The sequence below is a fragment of the Streptomyces sp. NPDC056948 genome (genome assembly GCF_042674225.1).
Classification (GTDB): Bacteria; Actinomycetota; Actinomycetes; order Streptomycetales; family Streptomycetaceae; genus Streptomyces; species Streptomyces purpurascens.
The window spans coordinates 1-17,802 of sequence record NZ_JBHUQX010000179.1; the positions used below are offsets into that span (position 1 = coordinate 1).

Genomic DNA, 17,802 nt, shown 5'->3' on the forward strand with positions numbered 1-17,802 from the left:
GCCTGGTTGAACTGCTCGTTCGACATGATCTGCAGACCCGGCCGGGCCAGCTCGGCGCGCATGAAGAGCGCCATCACACCGCCGATGACGAAGAACGCGAACGACGTCGCCAGGTACAGCGTGCCGATCGTCTTGTGATCCGTGGTCGTCAGCCACTTGAGGTGCCTCATACCCCGCCTGTGTCCGAGCCCCGCCCGGACGTCACACTGCACGGACGCGACGAGAATCACGAAAACGGGTGTGACGATCGAGAAGGTGCCGGACACGAACGGGACATGAGCAACGACGAGAGCTTCGCCGCTGCCTACCGCGAGCACTACTGGGCGGTCAGCCGCTATGTCGCACGGCGACTTCAGGGGCGGGCCGGTGAGGTGGAGGAAGTGGTGGCGGAGGTGTTCACGGTCGCCTGGCGGCGCCGGGCCGACCTGCCGCCCTCCCCGCTGCCCTGGCTGTACGGCGTGGCACGCAACTGCCTGGCCAACGCGGTACGCGGCCACGGACGCCGCCGCCGGCTCGTCGACCGGCTCGGCAACGACGACACCGCGCACGGGCGGCACATCGCGGTGGGACCCGAGGCCGACACACCCGGCGCCTGGGTCCACGAGGCACTGTCCCGCCTCTCCGCGGCCGACCAGGAGGTGCTGCGCCTGACGGCCTGGGAGGAACTCGGCGTCGACGAGGTCGCGGTCGCCCTGGGCTGCGGCAGCAGGGCCGCCGCCATGCGGCTGCACCGGGCCCGCCGTCGCCTGAGAACCGAGATCGACCGCATGGGCCCCGAGCGCGCCAGGGCCGACGCGCACTCCGTGGGAGGGCGGGACGATGACTGACGCGTCTTCCGCGAGCGAGGCTCCCCCGGCCGGCGAGGCCGGTGCCCCGTGTCCCCTGCCCGCCGCCCGCATGACCGCCCCGAAGGAACACGGCCATGGCTGACGAACTCGAACTGCTGCGCAGCGCCAACCCGGTGCCGCACGACGGCCCTCACTTCGGCGACGGCCCCCTGGACCACGACGCCGAACGCCGGCTCGAACGTCTGCTGCGTGAGCGGCCCGCCGGCCCTCGGCGGGACCGGCTGCTGCCGGGCCGGGGCCGGCCCCGGCTGGCCTGGGGGCTGGTGGCCACGGCCGTCGTCGCCGCCCTGACTCTCACCCTCGTGCTGAGCGGCCCGGACACCACACCGGCGGTCGCCGCGCCCCGCCCGCTGGTGGTGCAGACCGGCTCCACCCCCGTGCCCCTGGACCGGCTGGCCGAACGTGCCCAGCAGGCCGCGGCCGACGGCTCGCCCCGCCTGCGCAAGGGCACGCACGTGCAGTCCTGGAGCCTGGGCATGTCGGACGACAAGCCCCCGATCACCCTGCCCGAGGAACGCATCGTGCGCTGGCGGGCCGATGCCAGCCACACCGAGCTCGTCGTCGCCACCGACCCGAGGCATCCGGGCCGCCCGGTCCTCTCCGACGCGGACGGCGAGCCCCACCTCGTCGACGACGGGCACGTCATCAGCGACCGGACCTACCCGCCGAGCTGGAGCGACGCACCGCCCCAGTCGCCTCCGCCGAACGACCCCGCACGGCTGCGCGCCTACCTGACGGAGGCCCAGTACACCGACGGGCCGCTGACCACGCCCCAACTGCTGGACGGTGTCGAGGTACTGCTCGACCACTGGACCCTCGGCACCCGGGAGACGGCGGCGCTCGCCCGGCTCCTGGCCGACGCCGAGGGACTGCGGCCGGTCGGCCAGGTGACCGACCGGCTGGGCCGGCGCGGCCAGGCGTACGTGTACGACGGCTCCGGCGTCCGCCACATGCTGATCACGGACCCGGCCACCGGTGCCGTCCTCGGCCTGGAGAGCACCTTCACCGCCGACGAACCGGAGTACGGCGTCAAGAAGGGCGACGTCATGTCGTACAGCGCCTGGATGCGCTGATCACACGCCGGGCAGACCGAGCTGCCGGGCCGCGGCGTCCACGGTCTGCTCCAGCAGCGTGGCGATCGTCATCGGGCCGACCCCGCCCGGCACCGGCGTGATCAGCGAGGCCCGCTCCACGGCGGATTCGAAGTCGACATCGCCGACGTTGCCGGCGTTGTACCCGGCGTCGATCACGACGGCGCCGGGCTTGATGTCCTGGCCGTGGATCAGGCGGGGCCGTCCCACCGCGGCCACCACGATGTCCGCCTCGCGCACGGCGGCGGACAGGTCCCGGGTGCGCGAGTGGCAGTAGGTGACCGTGGCGTCCCGGGCGAGCAGCAGCATGCCGACCGGCTTGCCGAGGATCGCGCTGCGGCCCACGACCACGGCCCGCTTGCCGGCCGGGTCGACGCCGTACTCGTCGAGCAGCCGCATGATCCCGCCGGGCGTGCAGGACACGAAGCCCGGCAGGCCGAAGCTCATCGTTGCGAAGGAGGCGAAGGTGACGCCGTCGACGTCCTTCCCGGGCGCGATCGCCTCGAACGCGGCGCGCTCGTCGATGTGCTCGCCGACGGGGTGCTGCAGGAGGATGCCGTGCACACCCGGATCGGCGGACAGTGCCTCGAGCGTGGCGACGAGCTCCTCGGTGGTCGTGGCGGCGGGCAGCGTCACGTGCCGCGAGGTGATACCGGCCTTGCGGCAGCGGTTCTGCTTCATACGGACGTAGGTGACGGACGCGGGGTCCTCGCCGACAAGCACCGTCGCGAGACACGGTGCCGTGCCCGTGCGTTCGGTGAGGTCGGCCGCGCGCTTGCCGGCCTGCTCCACCGTCTGCCGGGCGAGCGAGGTGCCGTCCATGAGCCGTGCCTGGGACATGATCCACTCCTGGGCTGGTGTCCTGCTTCGCCCAGGCGCACGGCAGCTGACTCCGCGGGACCGCTCCCCGGTGGTGCTCCACCTCAGCGCCAGTCACGGCCCGGCCCCACTTTAACGGTGCCGATTCTCCTACTCGTCCCAGGCCTGGATCAGGGTCTGTTCGGTGATCTTTCCGCCGCGCAGCGACATCATGGACTCGGACAGGACGCGCACGCCGTCCGCGTACTCGCAGCTCTCGCTGTAGGCGGCCTCGTCGCCCTGGACGATGCACCGCTCCATCTTGTGCGTCATGTCGCGGCTGTAGACGTCCTCCAGCATCCGGCCGATCTCGTCCCGGCCGTGCAGGACCTTGGGGTGGCTGGGCTGGGTCGTGCGGTCCACGATGCGGAGCTCCGCGTCGTCGGCGTAGAGGGAGAGCAGGATGTCCGGGGTCTGTCCTTCCACGCCCCGGCGCAGGGTGTCTCGGTCGAAGGCGGGGTCTGCCGCGGTTCCCATGATGACCTCCTTCGAAGGGCCGCGACCCGACGGGGAGCGGGCCGCGAGAAGCCTCACCCTTGAGCCTCCTCCCGCCCGCCACGCTCGGCAAGCGCAGCAGGGCCACCGGCCCTGACACGACCGCTCAGTCGGCCGCGGCCAGGAACTGGGTCGCCGCCAGCTCCGCGTAGAGCGGGTCGGAGGTCACGAGTTCGCGGTGGGTGCCGACGGCCCGGACCCGGCCCGCGTCCATCACCACGATCCGGTCGGCCATCGTCACCGTGGACAGCCGGTGCGCCACGACGAGGACCGTGGTCGTCCGGGACACGTCCGCGACGGTGTCACGCAGCGCCGCCTCGTTCACCGCGTCCAACTGCGAGGTGGCCTCGTCGAGCAGCAGCAGCCGGGGGCGGCGCAGCAGGGCGCGGGCGATGGCGACACGCTGCCGCTCACCACCCGACAGCTTGGTGCCGCGGTGCCCCACGAGCGTGTCGAGCCCCGCGGGCATGCGGGATACCAGACCGTCGAGACGCGTCGTCTTCAGCACCCGCGCGAGCGCGTCCTCGTCCGCCTCCGGGTTGCCCAGCAACAGATTGTCCCGCAAGGAGCCCGACAGGACCGGTGCGTCCTGCTCCACATAGCCGATCGCGGCGCGCAGTTGGGGCAGCTCCCAGTCGGCCAGGTCCCGGCCGTCGAGCGTGATCACGCCGGCGTTGGGGTCGTAGAACCGCTCGATCAGCGAGAAGACGGTGGTCTTGCCGGCGCCGGAGGGGCCCACGAACGCCGACATGCCCTGCGCGGGCACGGCGAACGTCACGCCGTGGTGGACGTAGGGCAGGTCGTCGGCGTATCGGAAGCGGACGTCCTCGAAGGCGAGGGCGGCGGGCTGGGCGCCGGGGGAGGGCAGCGGCGCGAACCGGGCGGACGGCTCGGCGGGCAGGCTCAGCGCCTCCTGCATGCGGGTGAGGGCCGCGGCGCCCGTCTGGTACTGCGTGACGGCGCCGACGACCTGCTGTATCGGCGACATCAGATAGAAGACGTACAGCAGGAACGCGACCAGTGTGCCCACGTCGACGGCGCCGGTCGCGACGCGCGCGCCGCCCACCGCGAGCACCGTGATGAAGGCGATCTGCATGGAGAGCCCCGCCGTGTTGCCCGCGGCCGCCGACCACTTGGCGGCCCGCACGCTCTGCCGCCAGGATTCCTGCGCCGCCTCGTGCAGCGTGTTCTCCTCCCGGTGCTCGGCACCGGAGGCCTTCACGGTGCGCAGGGCGCCGAGGACCCGCTCCAGCGAGGCACCCATGACACCCACCGCGTCCTGCGCCCGCCGGCTCGCCTTGTTGATGCGCGGCACGATCACGCCGAGGATCACCCCCGCACCCGCGATCACGGCCAGCGTGACGCCCAGCAGCACGACATCCACCAGGCCCATCATCACGATCGTCGCGACGAGTGTGAGACCGCCCGTGCCCAGACCGACCAGCGAGTTGGTGGTGACCTGGCGCAGCAGCGTGGTGTCGGAGGTGATGCGGGCCATCAGGTCCCCGGGTTCGCTGCGGTCCACGGCCGTGATCCGCAGCCGCAGCAGATACGACGACAGCGCGCGCCGCGCCCCGAGCACCACCGACTCGGCGGTGCGCTGCAGCACGTACGAACCGAGCGCGCCCACCACCGCGTTGGTCAGCACCAGCGCCGACATCGCCAGCAGCGCTCCGGTGATGGCCCTCTCGTGCGACAGATCGTCGATCAGGCCCTTGGCCACCAGCGGCAGCAGCAGCCCGGTCGCCCCGGTGACCAGCGAGAGCACGGCACCGGCGGCCAGGGACCAGCGATGCGGCCGAACGTATCCGAGGAGCAGCCGCCAGGGAGGCACGGCGGTATCGGTCTCTGCGATGCTCACGTCGCTCCTTCGGCGTCGGGCGGAGCGTTCAGGCTACGGCGCGGGCCTCGTGCGGTGCCCGGCTTTTCGGCGCTGCGCGAACTCGTGATCATGCGTCTGAGGTGGCCGATCCGTGCCCCTTACCGATCAGTCGCGCGTAGGGTCGGAAGGGACGGACCCCGGCCGACGAAGGAGTCAGCGCGATGGCGCAGGAAGTACGCGGTGTGATCGCACCCGGCAAGGACGAGCCGGTGCGGATCGAGACGATCGTGGTCCCCGACCCCGGCCCCGGAGAGGCGGTCGTGCGCGTCCAGGCCTGCGGGGTGTGCCACACCGACCTGCACTACAAGCAGGGCGGCATCAGCGACGACTTCCCGTTCCTGCTCGGCCATGAGGCCGCGGGCGTGGTCGAGGCGGTCGGCGACGGCGTCACCGACGTCGAGCCCGGCGACTTCGTGATCCTCAACTGGCGTGCGGTGTGCGGGAAGTGCCGGGCCTGTCTGCGCGGGCGGCCCTGGTACTGCTTCGACACCCACAACGCCGAGCAGAAGATGACCCTCGCCTCGACCGGCCAGGAGCTCTCCCCGGCCCTCGGCATCGGCGCCTTCGCCGAGAAGACGCTGGTCGCGGCCGGGCAGTGCACCAAGGTCGCCCCGGAGGTCGCCCCGCAGGTGGCCGGGCTGCTCGGCTGCGGCGTCATGGCCGGCATCGGCGCCGCGATCAACACCGGCGACGTCGGCCGGGGCGACACGGTCGCCGTCATCGGCTGCGGCGGCGTCGGTGACGCGGCCGTCGCCGGGTCGCAGCTGGCCGGAGCGGCGCGGATCATCGCCGTCGACATCGACGACCGCAAGCTCGAGACCGCCCGGACGATGGGCGCCACCCACACCGTCAACTCACGCGAGACCGACCCGGTCGAGGCCATCGGCGAGCTCACCGGCGGCTTCGGCGCCGACGTCGTCATCGAGGCGGTCGGCCGCCCGGAGACGTACAAGCAGGCCTTCTACGCCCGCGACCTCGCCGGCACGGTCGTCCTCGTCGGCGTGCCCACCCCGGACATGAAGCTCGAACTGCCGCTGCTCGACGTCTTCGGCCGCGGCGGATCGCTCAAGTCGAGCTGGTACGGCGACTGTCTGCCCTCCCGCGACTTCCCCATGCTGATCGACCTGCATCTGCAAGGGCGCCTGGACCTCGGGGCGTTCGTCACCGAGACCATCCAGCTCGACGAGGTGGAGAAGGCGTTCGAGCGGATGCACCACGGCGACGTGCTGCGCTCGGTGGTGGTGCTCTGATGACCACCCGAGTCGAACACCTCGTCACCTCCGGCCAGTTCAGCCTCGACGGCGGCACCTGGGACGTCGACAACAACGTGTGGATCGTCGGCGACGACCACGAGGCGATCGTCATCGACGCCGCCCACGACGCCGACGCCATCGCCCGGGCCGTCGGGGACCGCAGGCTCACGGCCATCGTGTGCACCCACGCCCACAACGACCACATCGACGCCGCCCCCGCCCTCGCCGAGCGCACCGGGGCCACGATCTGGCTGCACCACGACGACCTGCCGCTGTGGAAGCAGACCCACCCGGACCGGGAGCCCGACGCCTGGCTGGTCGACGGCCAGACGATCGAGGCCGGCGGCGCCGACCTGCGGGTCCTGCACACCCCGGGGCACGCGCCCGGCGCGGTGTGTCTGTACGAACCCGGGCTGGCCACCGTCTTCACCGGCGACACGCTGTTCCAGGGCGGCCCCGGCGCCACCGGCCGGTCCTTCTCGCACTTCCCGACGATCATCGACTCGATCCGCGACCGGCTGCTCACGCTGCCGCCCGGGACGAAGGTCCTCACCGGCCACGGGGACCCCACGACCATCGGTGCGGAGGCCCCGAATCTGGAGGACTGGATCGCCCGGGGTCACTGACCGCGTGTCGCCGGTAAAAGGCGACAGAAGATGTCCGGCTTACCCGTCACCCTGAATGCGACAAGCAGCCACGGTCACGGGAGGTCGGACATGTCAGCTCCACTGAAGGGCAAGGTCGCACTGGTCGCCGGTGCGACCCGAGGCGCCGGACGGGGCATGGCGGTGGAACTCGGCGCGGCGGGCGCCACCGTCTATGTCACCGGACGCAGCACGCGCACCCGCCGCTCGGAGTACGACCGGCCCGAGACCATCGAGGACACCGCCGACCTGGTCACCGAGGCAGGCGGACAGGGCATCGCCGTACCCACCGACCACCTCGACCCGGCGCAGGTCCGCACCCTCGTGGAGCGGATCGACGAGGAACAGGGCCGCCTCGACGTCCTCGTCAACGACATCTGGGGCGGCGAGAAGCTCTTCGGGTGGGACGTCCCGGTCTGGGAGCACGACCTCGACAACGGCCTGCACCTGCTCCGTCTCGCCGTCGAGACACACGCGATCACCAGCCACCACGCCTTGCCCCTGCTGCTGCGCCACCCCGGCGGCCTGGTCGTCGAGGTCACCGACGGCACCGCCGACTACAACGGCGACAACTACCGTGTGAACTTCTTCTACGATCTCGCCAAGGCGTCCGTCCTGCGCATGGCCTTCTCCCTCGGCCACGAGCTCGCTTCGCGCGGCGCCACAGCCGTCGCCCTCACGCCCGGCTGGCTGCGCTCGGAGATCATGCTGGATACCTTCGGCGTACAGGAGGAGAACTGGCGCGACGCCTTGGAGCGCGTCCCGCACTTCGCCATCTCGGAGACCCCGCGCTACGTCGGACGGGCCGTGGCCGCGCTCGCCGCCGACCCGGACGTGGCGCGCTGGAACGGCCAGTCCCTCTCCAGCGGCGGCCTCGCCCAGGTGTACGGCTTCACCGACCTCGACGGCAGCCGCCCGGACGCGTGGCGCTACCTCGTCGAGGTCCAGGACGCGGGCAAGCCGGCCGACACGAGCGGCTACCGCTGAGTCACCCCCGGGGCAGTACGGTCGGCCCATGACGGACACCAGGCGCTTCGAGGGGTACGGGGTTCTCATCACCGGCGGGGCACGCGGCATCGGCGCCGCCACCGCCCGCCGGTTCGCGGGGGAGGGCGCGCGGGTCCTGGTGGCCGACCAGGACCCGGCCGCGGCCACCCGGACCGCGCGGGCCCTGCGGGACCAGGGGCTCACCGCAGAGGGGCTCGGGTGCGACGTGGCCGACCGGGCGGCGGTCGAGGCCGCCGTCGCCCACGCCGTGGACACCTTCGGCTCGCTCGACGTGCTGGTCAACGGCGCCGCCCACTGCTCGCCCGACGCGCCCCTCTTCGAGGACGAACCGGACGAGTCGTGGGCGCGCGACCTCGACGTCACCCTGTCCGGCGCGTACCGCTGCTGCCGTGCCGCGCTGCCGCACCTGGCCGCCTCGGGCCGTGGCGCCGTCGTCTCCATCGGCTCGGTCAACGGCCTGCAGGACTTCGGCAACCACGCCTACAGCGCCGCCAAGGCCGGCCTGGGCTCCCTGACCCGCACCCTCGCCGGGCACGCCGCCGCGCGCGGTGTCCGCGTCAACCTGGTGGTGCCGGGCACCGTCCGCACCACCGCCTGGGAGGGCCGCGACGAGGACCTGGAAGCGCTGCGCCGGCTCTACCCCCTGGGCCGGGTCGGCGAACCGGAGGACATCGCGGCGGCCGTCACCTTCCTCGCCTCGCCCGACGCCTCCTGGATCACCGGCACCACCCTGACCGTCGACGGCGGCCTCACGGCCGTCCACACGGCCTTCCACGAAGCCCTGCGCCCATAGCGGCCTCAAGAGCGGCCCTGTCGCGGCAGCCCCTTCCGCCCGGTCGCCGCGCGGTGAGGTATGTCACCGTTTCGTCGCAGGCCGCACCCCCGCACAACCGAAGCCGCCCTTCGCCCGTCTAGCTGGCAGAACACCGTAGACCAACTCCGCGAAAGGGCTGACCAGCCATGGGGGACGTACGCAGACGGGGAGCCGTCGCACTCGGGATCACCGGCCTGGTGGCACCGCTCACACTCGCGCTCGGCGCCACCCCGGCGCAGGCCGCGAGCTGCACCACGCAGACCGGCCCGCACCAGAAGCAGGTGGAGAAGTTCCTCGGCCGTCCGGTCGACGGCAAGCAGTCCGCCACCGACTGCAAGGCGATCCGTGCCTTCCAGACCAAGCACGGCATCTCCCCGAACGCCGGCTACGCCGGTCCGGTCACCTGGGGCGTGATGGACCTGATGCAGAAGCAGAAGGCCGTCGGGAAGAACCCCAACAAGGACGGCAAGTGCCCGGTGAACAAGGGCCGGATCGCCTGCGTGAACCTGACCCTCCAGCTGAGCTGGATCCAGGACGGCAAGAAGCTCGTCTACGGCCCCGTCCCGGTCCGCACCGGTCGCGACGGGTACGAGACCCGCACCGGCCTGAAGAAGATCTACTGGCGCAACATCGACCACGTCTCGTCGATCTACGACGTGCCGATGCCCTACGCCCAGTTCTTCGACGGTGGTCAGGCCTTCCACTCGGTCGGCGTCAGTATGTGGAACCCGCCGGGCTCGCACGGCTGCACCAACATGACGAAGACCGACGCCAAGAAGTACTGGTCGCTGCTGAAGAAGGGCGACGACGTCTTCGTGTACGGCCGCAAGCCGGGCACCTGATCCCAGGCACCCGGCCCGCACGGCCCTCTACTGGGGCGCGTCCCCGAAGTCCGGGATCTCGAGCCGTACCCCGCCCTGCCGCGCGGACTCGTGCGCGACGATGCCCGGCAAGGTGTAGCGGGCGGCCACCCACGCGTTCACCGACGGCAGGGTGCGCGAATTGACGGCGGTCACGAAGTCGTCCACCAGGAAGTGGTGGCTGCCCTCGTGGCCGTTGTGCAGGTGGTCGAACTCCCTCGGCAGCCGCTCACGGTCGTGCACGGGCGCCGACCCGGAGGTGAAGGCGGCCCGCAGCTCCGGCGCGATGTGCTGCAGCGACGGATCGTCGGGAGCCATGGTGGGCTTGGGCTCCAGCAGCTCGCTGATGTCCTTCACCCCCTGCTTGTCCTGCCACAGGGCGACCGTGGCGAGCTGCTCCATGCTCGCCTCGGTGCCGAAGAAGCGGAAGCGCGACTCCCGGATGTGCGAGGGGTAGCCGACCCGCCGGAACTCGTTCGTACGGAACGAGCCGCCGCCGGCGACCTCGAACAGCGCGGTGGCGTTGGAGAAGTCGTTGCCGAACTGGCTGATGTCCTTGTCGAAGACGCCGTCGCCCCGGTCGTCGAGGACACCGATCGCCGACACGCTGACGGCGTGCGTCTGCCAGGCGCCCAGCACCCCGCCGATCGCGTGCGTCGGGTACAGCAGCGGGGGATAGCTGGCGGTGGCCTTCCAGTTCTCGCCGCCGCTGTACTGGTAGGCGTCGTAGAAGCCCAGGTCCATGTCGTGGACGTAGTCGCCCTCGGCGTAGAAGAGCCGCCCGAAGGCGCCCTCGGCGATCTGGTTGCGGGCATGGACGGTCGCCGGGTTGTACTCGCTGGTCTCGCCCATCATGTAGGTCAGGCCGGTGGCCTTGACCGTGTCGATGATCGCCGCGATCTCCTCCGTGCTGATCGCCATGGGGACCGCGGAGTACACGTGCTTGCCGGCGTTGAGGCCCTGGAGCACCAGCGGGCCGTGCGTCCAGCGCTGGGTGAAGATCGCGACCGCGTCGACGTCCTCCGACTCCAGCATGGCCTGGTACGACGGGAACGCGCCGGCGAGGCCCTGCGCGGCGACGAGTTGTTCGGCCCTCTCGGGCAGCAGGTCGGTGACGTAGACGTCGCTGACGCCGGGGTGGGCCTGGAACAGGGTGGCGAACTGGCCCGAGAACTGTCCGGCACCGACGATGCCGATGGAGAACGTCATGTGTGGCATGCCCTTCACTGTGCGGTGATCACTGCGAGAGGATCAGGTTGATCTGGTCGTTGGTCTGGTCGAGGCTGCTGACGGGCTTTCCGTTGCCGTAGATGTCCTCCATCGCCGGCTGCATGAGCGCCGTCATGTCCGCGGAGTAGCTGGCGATCGGGTACGAGAACGTCCGGGAGTGCTTCTTGTCGGCCACGGGTTCGGTGAACGACGAGACGTCGATGCCCTTCTTCCGGTACGCGGCGACGGCGGCCTCGGTCCCGGCCGCGGTGGCGGGGAAGACGACGCCGTACTTGCCGACGACGGTCTGGCACTTGTCCGAGGCCAGATACGCCACCCACTTCTTGGCGCCCGGCTTGTTCTTGGAGGCCTTCGTGACGGAGTCGGCGAGGCCGTTCATCATGGTGGCGCGCTTGCCGGTCGGCCCGACCGGCGTCCGGGCGGTCTTGATGTCCCGGCCCTTGAAGCCCGTGTAGGTGGAGATCATCCAGGCCCCGTCGAACGCGGTGGCCGCCTTCCCCGCCGCGACCTGCGTGTTCTGCTGGTTGGACTGGATGTTGTAGTCCGACAGGGGCGGCATGTAGCCCTTCTTCGCCAGGCCGAAGTACCACTTGACGGCCGACTGGAAGGTCTTGCTGTCGTACTGGTACTTCGTGCCCCAGCGCGCCTTGTTCAGGTAGTTCCACCCGGCGGAGCCGGTGAAGGGGCTCCACTGCGTCTGGCCGTCGCCGAAGCCGCCGCCGCCCGTGGCCATGCCGTACACCTTGACGTTGTTCTTGTCGAAGCCCGGCTCGTCGCCCCGCTTGCCCTTCTTGTCGATCGTGAGGTGGGCGATGGTCTTCTCGAAGGTGCCGCCGTCCTTCGGGTTCCAGGACAGGTCGCCCAGTTGTGCGGCGCTGAGCCCGGCGTCCTCGGCCATCTTCGAGTTGTAGAACAGCGCGACGGTGTCCCAGTCCTTGGGTGTTCCGTAGCGGTGGCCGTCCTTGCCGACCCAGTTGGCGGCGAGGCCCGGCTGGTAGTCGGAGTCCTTGATGCCGAGGTCGTCGAGCGGTTCGAGGACCTTCAGATCGGCGAACTGGCCGAAGTTCTGGATGTGGTCGGTGAACACGTCCGGGGCGGTGCCCGCGATGAACCCGGCGGTGAGCTTGGTCCAGTAGTCGCTCCAGCCCAACTGCGTGATCTTCACCTTCAGTCCGGGGTTCTCCTTCTCGAACCCCTTGGCACAGGCCTGGTAGGCGGGCAGCTGGTTGGCGTCCCACAGCCAGTACGTGACCGTGTTCGCGGAGGATCCGGCGGCGCCGCCCTGGGCGCATCCGCTGACCAGGGACAGCGCCAGCGCTCCGGTCGCCGCGACGAGCGTACGAATTCGCATCCCAGTCCCCTTACTTGATCCCGGTGAAGCCGATGGAGCTGACGATGCGGCGCGCGAAGCAGGCGAACAGCACCAGCATCGGCAGCGCGGCGATCAGCGTCGCCGCCATGAGCCCGGACCAGTCGACGCCGGTCGCCGGGGTCTGCGCCCGGAAGACCGCCAGCGCCACGGTGAGCACGCGCGAGCTGTCGCTGTAGGAGACCATCAGCGGCCAGAAGTAGTCGTTCCAGGAGGTGATGTACGTCAGCACGCCCAGCGTGATGACGGGCGTGGACGCCATCGGCAGCACCACCCGGAAGAAGATCTTGATCTTCCCGGCGCCGTCGAGCAGCGCGGCCTCCTCGACCTCGCTGGGGATGTTCATGAAGAACTGCCGCAGGAAGAACACCGCGAACGGCGTCATGAACATGGTGGGCAGCGCGATACCGAGGAGCGTGTCGATCAGGTGCAGTTGCTTGATGAGCACGAAGTTCGGCAGCAGCGTGAAGATGGCCGGCACCATCATCCCGGCCAGGAACAGGCCGAACACCTTGTCCCGGCCCCGCCAGCGCAGCCGCGAGAAGGCGTACGCGGCCATCGCGGAGAAGAAGATCTGACAGCCGGTGATCAGGGTCGACACCAGTACCGAGTTGAGCAGGTAGCGCCAGAAGTCGAGCCCGCCGCCCGCGCCGCCCTGTTTGACGGCCTCCTCGGCCGACTGCATTCCCAGGGCCCGCTCGAATCCGCTCGTGGTGAGGTCCACCGGCAGCGGGTTGGTCGGGTCGGCGTTGAGGCCGGCGTTGGTGGAGAGCGCGGTGCGCAGGATCCAGTAGAACGGCAGCAGGGTGATGAGGACGATCAGTCCCATCACGGTCCAGGCGGCGGCTCGCCCGAAGGGGAACCTGCGCCGGACCGGTCGCAGGGCCGACGGCGTTGTGGTCGTGGTCGTCACGGCAGTCATGCGGATGTCTCCTTCCGTCAGCCGAGGTCGGTCCGGCCGGCCCGGGTGAGCCGGTACTGGAGGATGGTGATCGCGCTCAGCACGACCAGCAGGGCGACGGACATGGCCGAGGCGTAGCCGAACTGGAAGCGCCCGAAGGCGGATCCGTAGATGTAGAACTGGAGCACGTTGGTCGCGTTGGCCGGACCGCCGGCGGTGGTCACCGCGACGGTGTCGAACACCTGGAACGACCCGATCATCGTCATGATCAGCACGACCGCGAGCACCGGCCGCAGCAGCGGCATGGTGATCCGCCAGAACATCCGCCACTCGCTCGCGCCGTCCACCCTGGCCGCCTCGTACATCTCGTTCGGGATCGCCTGGAGACCGGCGAACAGCAGCAGGGCGGTGTATCCGACGTGCCGCCACACGTTGATCAGCGCGATGGTCGGGATCGCCCAGGTCTCGTCGGCGAGGAACGGGATGCGGTCGGCGCCGAGGGCGCTGATGATCTCGTTGCCGATGCCGAGCTGCGTGTCGAGGATCCAGAGCCAGACGAGGCCGGCCACGACGTTCGACATCAGGTACGGCGTGAGCACGATCCCGCGCAGCATCGCCGACTGGGTCAGCCGCTGCAGCAGGACGGCCATGGCGAGCGCCGCGACCGTCTGGACGCCGATGTTGATGACGACGTACCAGACGGTGACCGTCATCGAGTCCCAGAAGATGGGGTCGTTGACCATGCGGACGTAGTTGTCCAGGCCCACCCACTCCGCCGGCGTCAGCAGGTTGAAGCGGGTGAAGCTCAGATAGATGCCCCGGAGCGTCGGCCAGAGCAGGAAGACCACGAAGCCGAGCAGCGCCGGCGCGATGAACACCGCGGCCAGCCGTCCGTCTCCCCGGTTGCCCCCCACCTCGGTCCGGCGTGTCCTGGGTTTGCTGCGTGCCTCCGTGGCGCCGCCTGCGGGCAGACGCGACGGAGGACTGCTGGAGGCGATGGTCATCGGGCGACTCCCTCGCATACGGCGGCTCGTCCTCTGGCGGGACTTACTTTTGGCGCGAAACAATTGCTGCGTCAAGGGGTGCGCAAACATCTTTTCGCAGGAACCTTCATCGCCGTAGAGTGGTCATGTTGGTTTCAGTGCGAAAAAAAGGCTGAGGGGAGTCGGACGTACATGACCGCAGGCACCGCCGGCTGGCTGCCGCTGAGCGCGGGGGAGCGCTCCGTGGCGATCGAAGTGCTCGTCCACGGCCCGCTGTCCCGGACCGAGCTCGCCCGGAGGCTGGGTCTGTCGGCCGGCAGCCTCACCCGGCTGACCAAGCCGCTGATCGAGTCGAACCTGCTGATCGAGGTGGCCGAGGCCGGAGCGCCGGCGGAGGCCCGCCAGGGTCGCCCCTCACAGCCGCTGGACGTCGTCGCCGACTCCGGGTCCTTCCTCGGCTTCAAGATCACCGAGGATACGGTCTACTGCGTCGTCACCACGCTCCGCAGCCACATCGTCGCCCACTACGACCGTCCGCTCACCACCCACGACCCCGCCGGGGTCGCCGACATGCTCGGCGCGATGACCGCCGAACTGGCCGCCGAACACCCCCGGCTCGCCGGGATCGGTATCGGGGTCGGCGGGTTCGTGCAGGACCGTGCCGTGGTCGGTGAGTCCCCCTTCCTGCTGTGGCGGGACGTCCCCCTCGCCGAACTCGTCGAGGAGCGCACCCAACTGCCCGTGGTCGTCGAGAACGACGTCGCCGCCCTGGTCGAGGCCGAGACCTGGTTCGGCGCCGGACGCGGCCTGGACCGCTTCGCGGTCCTCACCATCGGCGCAGGCATCGGCTACGGGCTCGTCCTGAGCGGCAAGCGGGTGTCCTGTGCCGAGGAGGACCGCGGCTTCGGCCGTCACTGGATCGTGGACCCCAGTGGCCCGCTCACCCCGGACGGCCGGCGCGGCAGCGCCGTCTCGCTGCTGACCATCCCCAACATCCGCTACCAGGTCCAGGCCGCCACCGGCCGCGACCGGACCTACGAGGAGATCCTCGCGCTGGCCGTCGCCGGGGACCCGATGCCCGCCCGGGTCATCGGTGAGGCCGCACGCGCGCTGGGCACGCTCGTCGCCCAGATCTCCAACTTCGTGATGCCGCAGAAGATCCTGCTCGCGGGGGAGGGGGTCGGGCTGATGGATGTGGCGGGCAAGACGGTCGAGGAGGCCATCCGCGACAACCGGCACCCCCTGGCCGCCCCGGTCGACCTCGAGACGAAAGTGTCCGATTTTCACGACTGGGCGCGCGGCGCGGCCGTGTTGGCTATCAAGGTACTGGTCCTGGGATCGGCCGAAGCGTGAACACCCTCACGTTTACCGGGAGATGGACGTGATCAGCAACACTGTCCGGAATGCCCGATTGGCTCGAGATTGCTCACATCGCCTTCACGTCCGGGACCGTATGCTTCACAGCATGTCCACCACTGTTGAAACCTCTTCCGAGCGATCGGCTGACGAGGTCAACGAGGAGATCCGGGCCCTGTGGCGCCGGTCGGGCGGGACACTGAGCGTCGAGCAGCGTGAGGAGTACCAGCGGCTCGTCCTGGAGTGGGCCGCCGCGGCTCCGCAGTCCGTGCCGGCGGCCTGAGCGTCATCCAGGTCCGCTGACGCGTCGGACCCTCGTCCCGGGGCACCCCTGATCCAATGGGTGCCCTTCTCGCACTTGCCTCGGCCGTCTGCTACGGCATCGTAGACTTCGCCGGCGGCCTGCTGTCCCGGCACATCCACCACGCCGCCGTCACCTTCTTCGGCCAGTTGGGCGGGCTGCTGCTCGCCTGCGCCGCCGTGCTCCTCATGCCCGCCGACGCCGTCCACACGGCCGACCTGCTGTGGGGAGCGTTGTCCGGCGTCGGCAGCGGCTTCGCCATGCGGTTCCTCAACCGTGGGCTGAGCCGCGGTGCGATGACGGTCGTGGTGCCCGTGAGCGCCGTCACCGGCGTCGCGCTGTCGGTGCTGTGCGGGGTGCTCGTCCTCGGCGACCGTCCGGGCACCCTGGCCTGGCTCGGCATCGCCGTCACGGTGCCCGCCCTGTGGTTCGTCTCCGGAGGCAGGGCCGGTGCGGGGAAAGGAACAGCGGACGGACTGCTCGCCAGCGCGGGCGTGGCCGTGCAGTACCTCGCCCTCGGCCAGGCCGGTCCGGAAAGCGGGCTGTGGCCCGTCGCCGCGGGCCGTGTCGCCGCCGTCCTCGTCCTCCTGCCGGACGCCGCACGCCACGCCCGCCGGCTGAAGCTGCCGCCGGTGCGCTGCGCCCAGGCCCTCCTCATCGGCGCCGGCGCCGCACTCGGCCTCGTCCTGTATCTGCTCGCCGCCCAGCGGCAGTTGCTGGCCGTCGCCGTCGTCCTCGCCTCCCTCTACCCGGCCCTGCCCGTCATCCTCGGCCTCGCGCTTCTGCACGAGCGGATCAGCCGCCGCCAGACGATGGGGCTGCTGGGGGCGGGAGTCGCGACGGTCCTGCTCACCCTGGGTTGAGGGGGACACCCGCCGAGGCGCACCCCCGTGTCCCGCCATCACCCCCAAGTGGCCGAGTAGTACTGCCGGTACGCCTTGCGGTCCTGCTCCGAGCGGATCCAGCGGGTCGCCACCAGAGCGAGGAGACTGCCCGCGATGACCAGCAGACCGGGGCCGACATTGCGCGGGTCGGAGATGCGGGTCAGCAGGCTCGACACGTCCTCGCCCGTCACCGGCGCCGACGAGCCGGGCGAAGCGGCGCCCGAGGCCGACGGCGCGGGTGCGGTGCCACCGGCCTGCTTGGCCACGATCAGCTTGACCCCCAGCTCGGTCAGCGCCTTCGTCACCGGCTGGAAGAACGTCGTACCGCCCGCGGCGCAGTCCCCGCTGCCGCCCGAGGTCACGCCGAGCGCGATGCCGTCGGCGAACATCGGGCCACCGCTGTCGCCCGGTTCGGCGCACACGTTCGTCTCGATCAGCCCGGTGACCGTGCCCTCGGGGTAGTTGACCGTGGCGTTCAGCGCGGTCACCTCACCCTCGCGCAGGCCGCTGGTGCTGCCGCTGCGGAAGATCTTCTCCCCGACCTCGGCATCGGCCACACCCGTGATCCGCACGCCCTCGTCCTCGCCGACCGCCACGACCTCCGCGCCCTTGCCCGCGCGACCGCTGTCGTACTTCACCAGGGAGTAGTCGTCGCCGGGAAAGCTCCCCTTCAGCGATGTGCCGACCTGATCGCGGCCCCGGTCGTCGGAGAACCAGACGGAACCGTCGGGTCCGCAGTGTCCTGCCGTGAGGATGTAGTCGGTCGTCCCGTCGGTCACGTTGAAGCCCGCCGAACAGCGCCCGGCGGTCGACAGGATCGGCTTCGCGCCGTTGATCCGCGTCGTGAAGGTGCCCTCGGTGCGCTCCATGCGCACGAAGCCGCCGATGCCGTCCGCGACCTCGGTCATACGGGACCAGTCGGCGGCGGAGACGGTGCTGTCGCCCCGCACCACCACCTGGTTGCTCTGGTAGTCCAGGGCCCAGGAGGTCCCGGCCACCCGTGGTGCCGAACGCAGCGTCGACGT

General features: G+C 70.6%; 18 protein-coding genes, 1 pseudogene and 1 riboswitch. Of the genes and pseudogenes, 10 read left to right on the top strand and 9 right to left on the bottom strand.

What is annotated here, in order from left to right:
- Nucleotides 1–212, bottom strand: a pseudogene (locus tag ACFTZL_RS23040) (cytochrome ubiquinol oxidase subunit I); the annotation flags it as partial.
- Between the two features lie 63 nt (nt 213–275).
- On the opposite strand from ACFTZL_RS23040, the gene ACFTZL_RS23045 reads away from it, so the two are divergent.
- Nucleotides 276–827, top strand: coding sequence for an RNA polymerase sigma factor (locus tag ACFTZL_RS23045; protein WP_382585885.1), 552 nt, complete (start codon nt 276–278; stop codon nt 825–827).
- 95 nt (nt 828–922) lie between these two features.
- Entirely contained in the window at nt 923–1,921 is a 999-nt protein-coding gene (locus ACFTZL_RS23050) for a CU044_5270 family protein (RefSeq protein WP_382585888.1), read from the top strand.
- On the opposite strand, the gene ACFTZL_RS23055 is transcribed toward ACFTZL_RS23050, so the two are convergent.
- From ACFTZL_RS23055 to ACFTZL_RS23065, 3 genes are all read right to left on the bottom strand, one after another.
- Nucleotides 1,922–2,779, bottom strand: a complete 858-nt coding sequence (locus ACFTZL_RS23055; protein WP_382585891.1) for a bifunctional 5,10-methylenetetrahydrofolate dehydrogenase/5,10-methenyltetrahydrofolate cyclohydrolase — start codon at nt 2,777–2,779, stop codon at nt 1,922–1,924.
- A 22-nt stretch (nt 2,780–2,801) separates the two neighbouring features.
- Nucleotides 2,802–2,886: riboswitch (ZMP/ZTP riboswitch) on the bottom strand.
- A gap of 22 nt (nt 2,887–2,908) precedes the next feature.
- Nucleotides 2,909–3,274 carry a nuclear transport factor 2 family protein gene (locus ACFTZL_RS23060; RefSeq protein WP_184586976.1) on the bottom strand — a complete coding sequence of 122 codons (366 nt, stop codon included), beginning with the start codon at nt 3,272–3,274 and terminating at the stop codon, nt 2,909–2,911.
- 124 nt (nt 3,275–3,398) lie between these two features.
- The gene (locus ACFTZL_RS23065; RefSeq protein ID WP_382585895.1) at nt 3,399–5,153 is read right to left on the bottom strand and encodes an ABC transporter ATP-binding protein; all 1,755 of its coding nucleotides are present in this window, start codon (nt 5,151–5,153) and stop codon (nt 3,399–3,401) included.
- A 182-nt stretch (nt 5,154–5,335) separates the two neighbouring features.
- On the opposite strand from ACFTZL_RS23065, the gene ACFTZL_RS23070 reads away from it, so the two are divergent.
- The 5 genes from ACFTZL_RS23070 (at nt 5,336) to ACFTZL_RS23090 (ending at nt 9,735) form a co-directional block, all read left to right on the top strand.
- Entirely contained in the window at nt 5,336–6,424 is a 1,089-nt protein-coding gene (locus ACFTZL_RS23070; protein ID WP_382585898.1) for an S-(hydroxymethyl)mycothiol dehydrogenase, read from the top strand.
- Entirely contained in the window at nt 6,424–7,053 is a 630-nt protein-coding gene (locus ACFTZL_RS23075; RefSeq protein WP_382585901.1) for an MBL fold metallo-hydrolase, read from the top strand. Before ACFTZL_RS23070 ends, ACFTZL_RS23075 begins: the two co-directional genes overlap by 1 nt.
- A gap of 90 nt (nt 7,054–7,143) precedes the next feature.
- The gene (locus ACFTZL_RS23080; RefSeq protein ID WP_382585904.1) at nt 7,144–8,058 is read left to right on the top strand and encodes an SDR family oxidoreductase; all 915 of its coding nucleotides are present in this window, start codon (nt 7,144–7,146) and stop codon (nt 8,056–8,058) included.
- Nucleotides 8,059–8,086: 28 nt separating this feature from the next.
- Entirely contained in the window at nt 8,087–8,872 is a 786-nt protein-coding gene (locus ACFTZL_RS23085) for an SDR family NAD(P)-dependent oxidoreductase (protein WP_382585907.1), read from the top strand.
- Between the two features lie 167 nt (nt 8,873–9,039).
- On the top strand, nt 9,040–9,735 hold the full coding sequence (locus ACFTZL_RS23090) for a L,D-transpeptidase family protein (protein WP_382585910.1): 696 nt from the start codon (nt 9,040–9,042) through the stop codon (nt 9,733–9,735).
- 27 nt (nt 9,736–9,762) lie between these two features.
- Here ACFTZL_RS23090 and ACFTZL_RS23095 read toward each other — a convergent pair whose 3' ends face one another.
- From ACFTZL_RS23095 to ACFTZL_RS23110, 4 genes are read right to left on the bottom strand one after another with little or no spacing between them, the layout of a single operon-like run.
- Complete coding sequence (locus ACFTZL_RS23095; protein WP_382585934.1) at nt 9,763–10,962, bottom strand: Gfo/Idh/MocA family protein; 1,200 nt, start codon at nt 10,960–10,962, stop codon at nt 9,763–9,765.
- A gap of 28 nt (nt 10,963–10,990) precedes the next feature.
- On the bottom strand, nt 10,991–12,334 hold the full coding sequence (locus ACFTZL_RS23100) for an ABC transporter substrate-binding protein (protein WP_382585913.1): 1,344 nt from the start codon (nt 12,332–12,334) through the stop codon (nt 10,991–10,993).
- Between the two features lie 10 nt (nt 12,335–12,344).
- A complete protein-coding gene (locus ACFTZL_RS23105; RefSeq protein WP_382585916.1) occupies nt 12,345–13,274 on the bottom strand; it encodes a carbohydrate ABC transporter permease in 930 nt (309 codons plus the stop codon).
- A gap of 17 nt (nt 13,275–13,291) precedes the next feature.
- On the bottom strand, nt 13,292–14,257 hold the full coding sequence (locus tag ACFTZL_RS23110) for a carbohydrate ABC transporter permease (protein WP_382585919.1): 966 nt from the start codon (nt 14,255–14,257) through the stop codon (nt 13,292–13,294).
- 171 nt (nt 14,258–14,428) lie between these two features.
- Between ACFTZL_RS23110 and ACFTZL_RS23115 the strand changes: the two genes are divergently transcribed.
- The 3 genes from ACFTZL_RS23115 to ACFTZL_RS23125 all read left to right on the top strand — a co-directional run bounded on the left by ACFTZL_RS23115 (nt 14,429) and on the right by ACFTZL_RS23125 (nt 16,756).
- Nucleotides 14,429–15,589, top strand: a complete 1,161-nt coding sequence (locus tag ACFTZL_RS23115; protein WP_382585922.1) for an ROK family protein — start codon at nt 14,429–14,431, stop codon at nt 15,587–15,589.
- Between the two features lie 100 nt (nt 15,590–15,689).
- Nucleotides 15,690–15,875: a hypothetical protein gene (locus tag ACFTZL_RS23120; RefSeq protein ID WP_382585925.1), complete on the top strand. Its 186-nt coding sequence runs from the start codon at nt 15,690–15,692 to the stop codon at nt 15,873–15,875.
- Nucleotides 15,876–15,931: 56 nt separating this feature from the next.
- The gene (locus ACFTZL_RS23125) at nt 15,932–16,756 is read left to right on the top strand and encodes an EamA family transporter (protein ID WP_382585928.1); all 825 of its coding nucleotides are present in this window, start codon (nt 15,932–15,934) and stop codon (nt 16,754–16,756) included.
- Between the two features lie 38 nt (nt 16,757–16,794).
- Here the strand turns inward: ACFTZL_RS23125 and ACFTZL_RS23130 are convergent.
- Nucleotides 16,795–17,802 (bottom strand): S1 family peptidase (locus tag ACFTZL_RS23130; RefSeq protein WP_382585931.1); only part of this gene is annotated, 1,008 nt, incomplete at its 5' end.

Excerpts from the sequence above, each read along its gene's own strand:
- ACFTZL_RS23045 (WP_382585885.1), top strand. The coding sequence starts at position 276 with ATGAGCAACGACGAGAGCTTCGCCGCTGCCTACCGCGAGCACTACTGG.
- ACFTZL_RS23050 (WP_382585888.1), top strand. The coding sequence starts at position 923 with ATGGCTGACGAACTCGAACTGCTGCGCAGCGCCAACCCGGTGCCGCAC.
- ACFTZL_RS23055 (WP_382585891.1), bottom strand. The coding sequence starts at position 2,779 with ATGTCCCAGGCACGGCTCATGGACGGCACCTCGCTCGCCCGGCAGACG.
- ACFTZL_RS23060 (WP_184586976.1), bottom strand. The coding sequence starts at position 3,274 with ATGGGAACCGCGGCAGACCCCGCCTTCGACCGAGACACCCTGCGCCGG.
- ACFTZL_RS23070 (WP_382585898.1), top strand. The coding sequence starts at position 5,336 with ATGGCGCAGGAAGTACGCGGTGTGATCGCACCCGGCAAGGACGAGCCG.
- ACFTZL_RS23075 (WP_382585901.1), top strand. The coding sequence starts at position 6,424 with ATGACCACCCGAGTCGAACACCTCGTCACCTCCGGCCAGTTCAGCCTC.
- ACFTZL_RS23080 (WP_382585904.1), top strand. The coding sequence starts at position 7,144 with ATGTCAGCTCCACTGAAGGGCAAGGTCGCACTGGTCGCCGGTGCGACC.
- ACFTZL_RS23085 (WP_382585907.1), top strand. The coding sequence starts at position 8,087 with ATGACGGACACCAGGCGCTTCGAGGGGTACGGGGTTCTCATCACCGGC.
- ACFTZL_RS23090 (WP_382585910.1), top strand. The coding sequence starts at position 9,040 with ATGGGGGACGTACGCAGACGGGGAGCCGTCGCACTCGGGATCACCGGC.
- ACFTZL_RS23095 (WP_382585934.1), bottom strand. The coding sequence starts at position 10,962 with ATGACGTTCTCCATCGGCATCGTCGGTGCCGGACAGTTCTCGGGCCAG.
- ACFTZL_RS23100 (WP_382585913.1), bottom strand. The coding sequence starts at position 12,334 with ATGCGAATTCGTACGCTCGTCGCGGCGACCGGAGCGCTGGCGCTGTCC.
- ACFTZL_RS23105 (WP_382585916.1), bottom strand. The coding sequence starts at position 13,274 with ATGACTGCCGTGACGACCACGACCACAACGCCGTCGGCCCTGCGACCG.
- ACFTZL_RS23110 (WP_382585919.1), bottom strand. The coding sequence starts at position 14,257 with ATGACCATCGCCTCCAGCAGTCCTCCGTCGCGTCTGCCCGCAGGCGGC.
- ACFTZL_RS23115 (WP_382585922.1), top strand. The coding sequence starts at position 14,429 with ATGACCGCAGGCACCGCCGGCTGGCTGCCGCTGAGCGCGGGGGAGCGC.
- ACFTZL_RS23120 (WP_382585925.1), top strand. The coding sequence starts at position 15,690 with ATGCTTCACAGCATGTCCACCACTGTTGAAACCTCTTCCGAGCGATCG.
- ACFTZL_RS23125 (WP_382585928.1), top strand. The coding sequence starts at position 15,932 with ATGGGTGCCCTTCTCGCACTTGCCTCGGCCGTCTGCTACGGCATCGTA.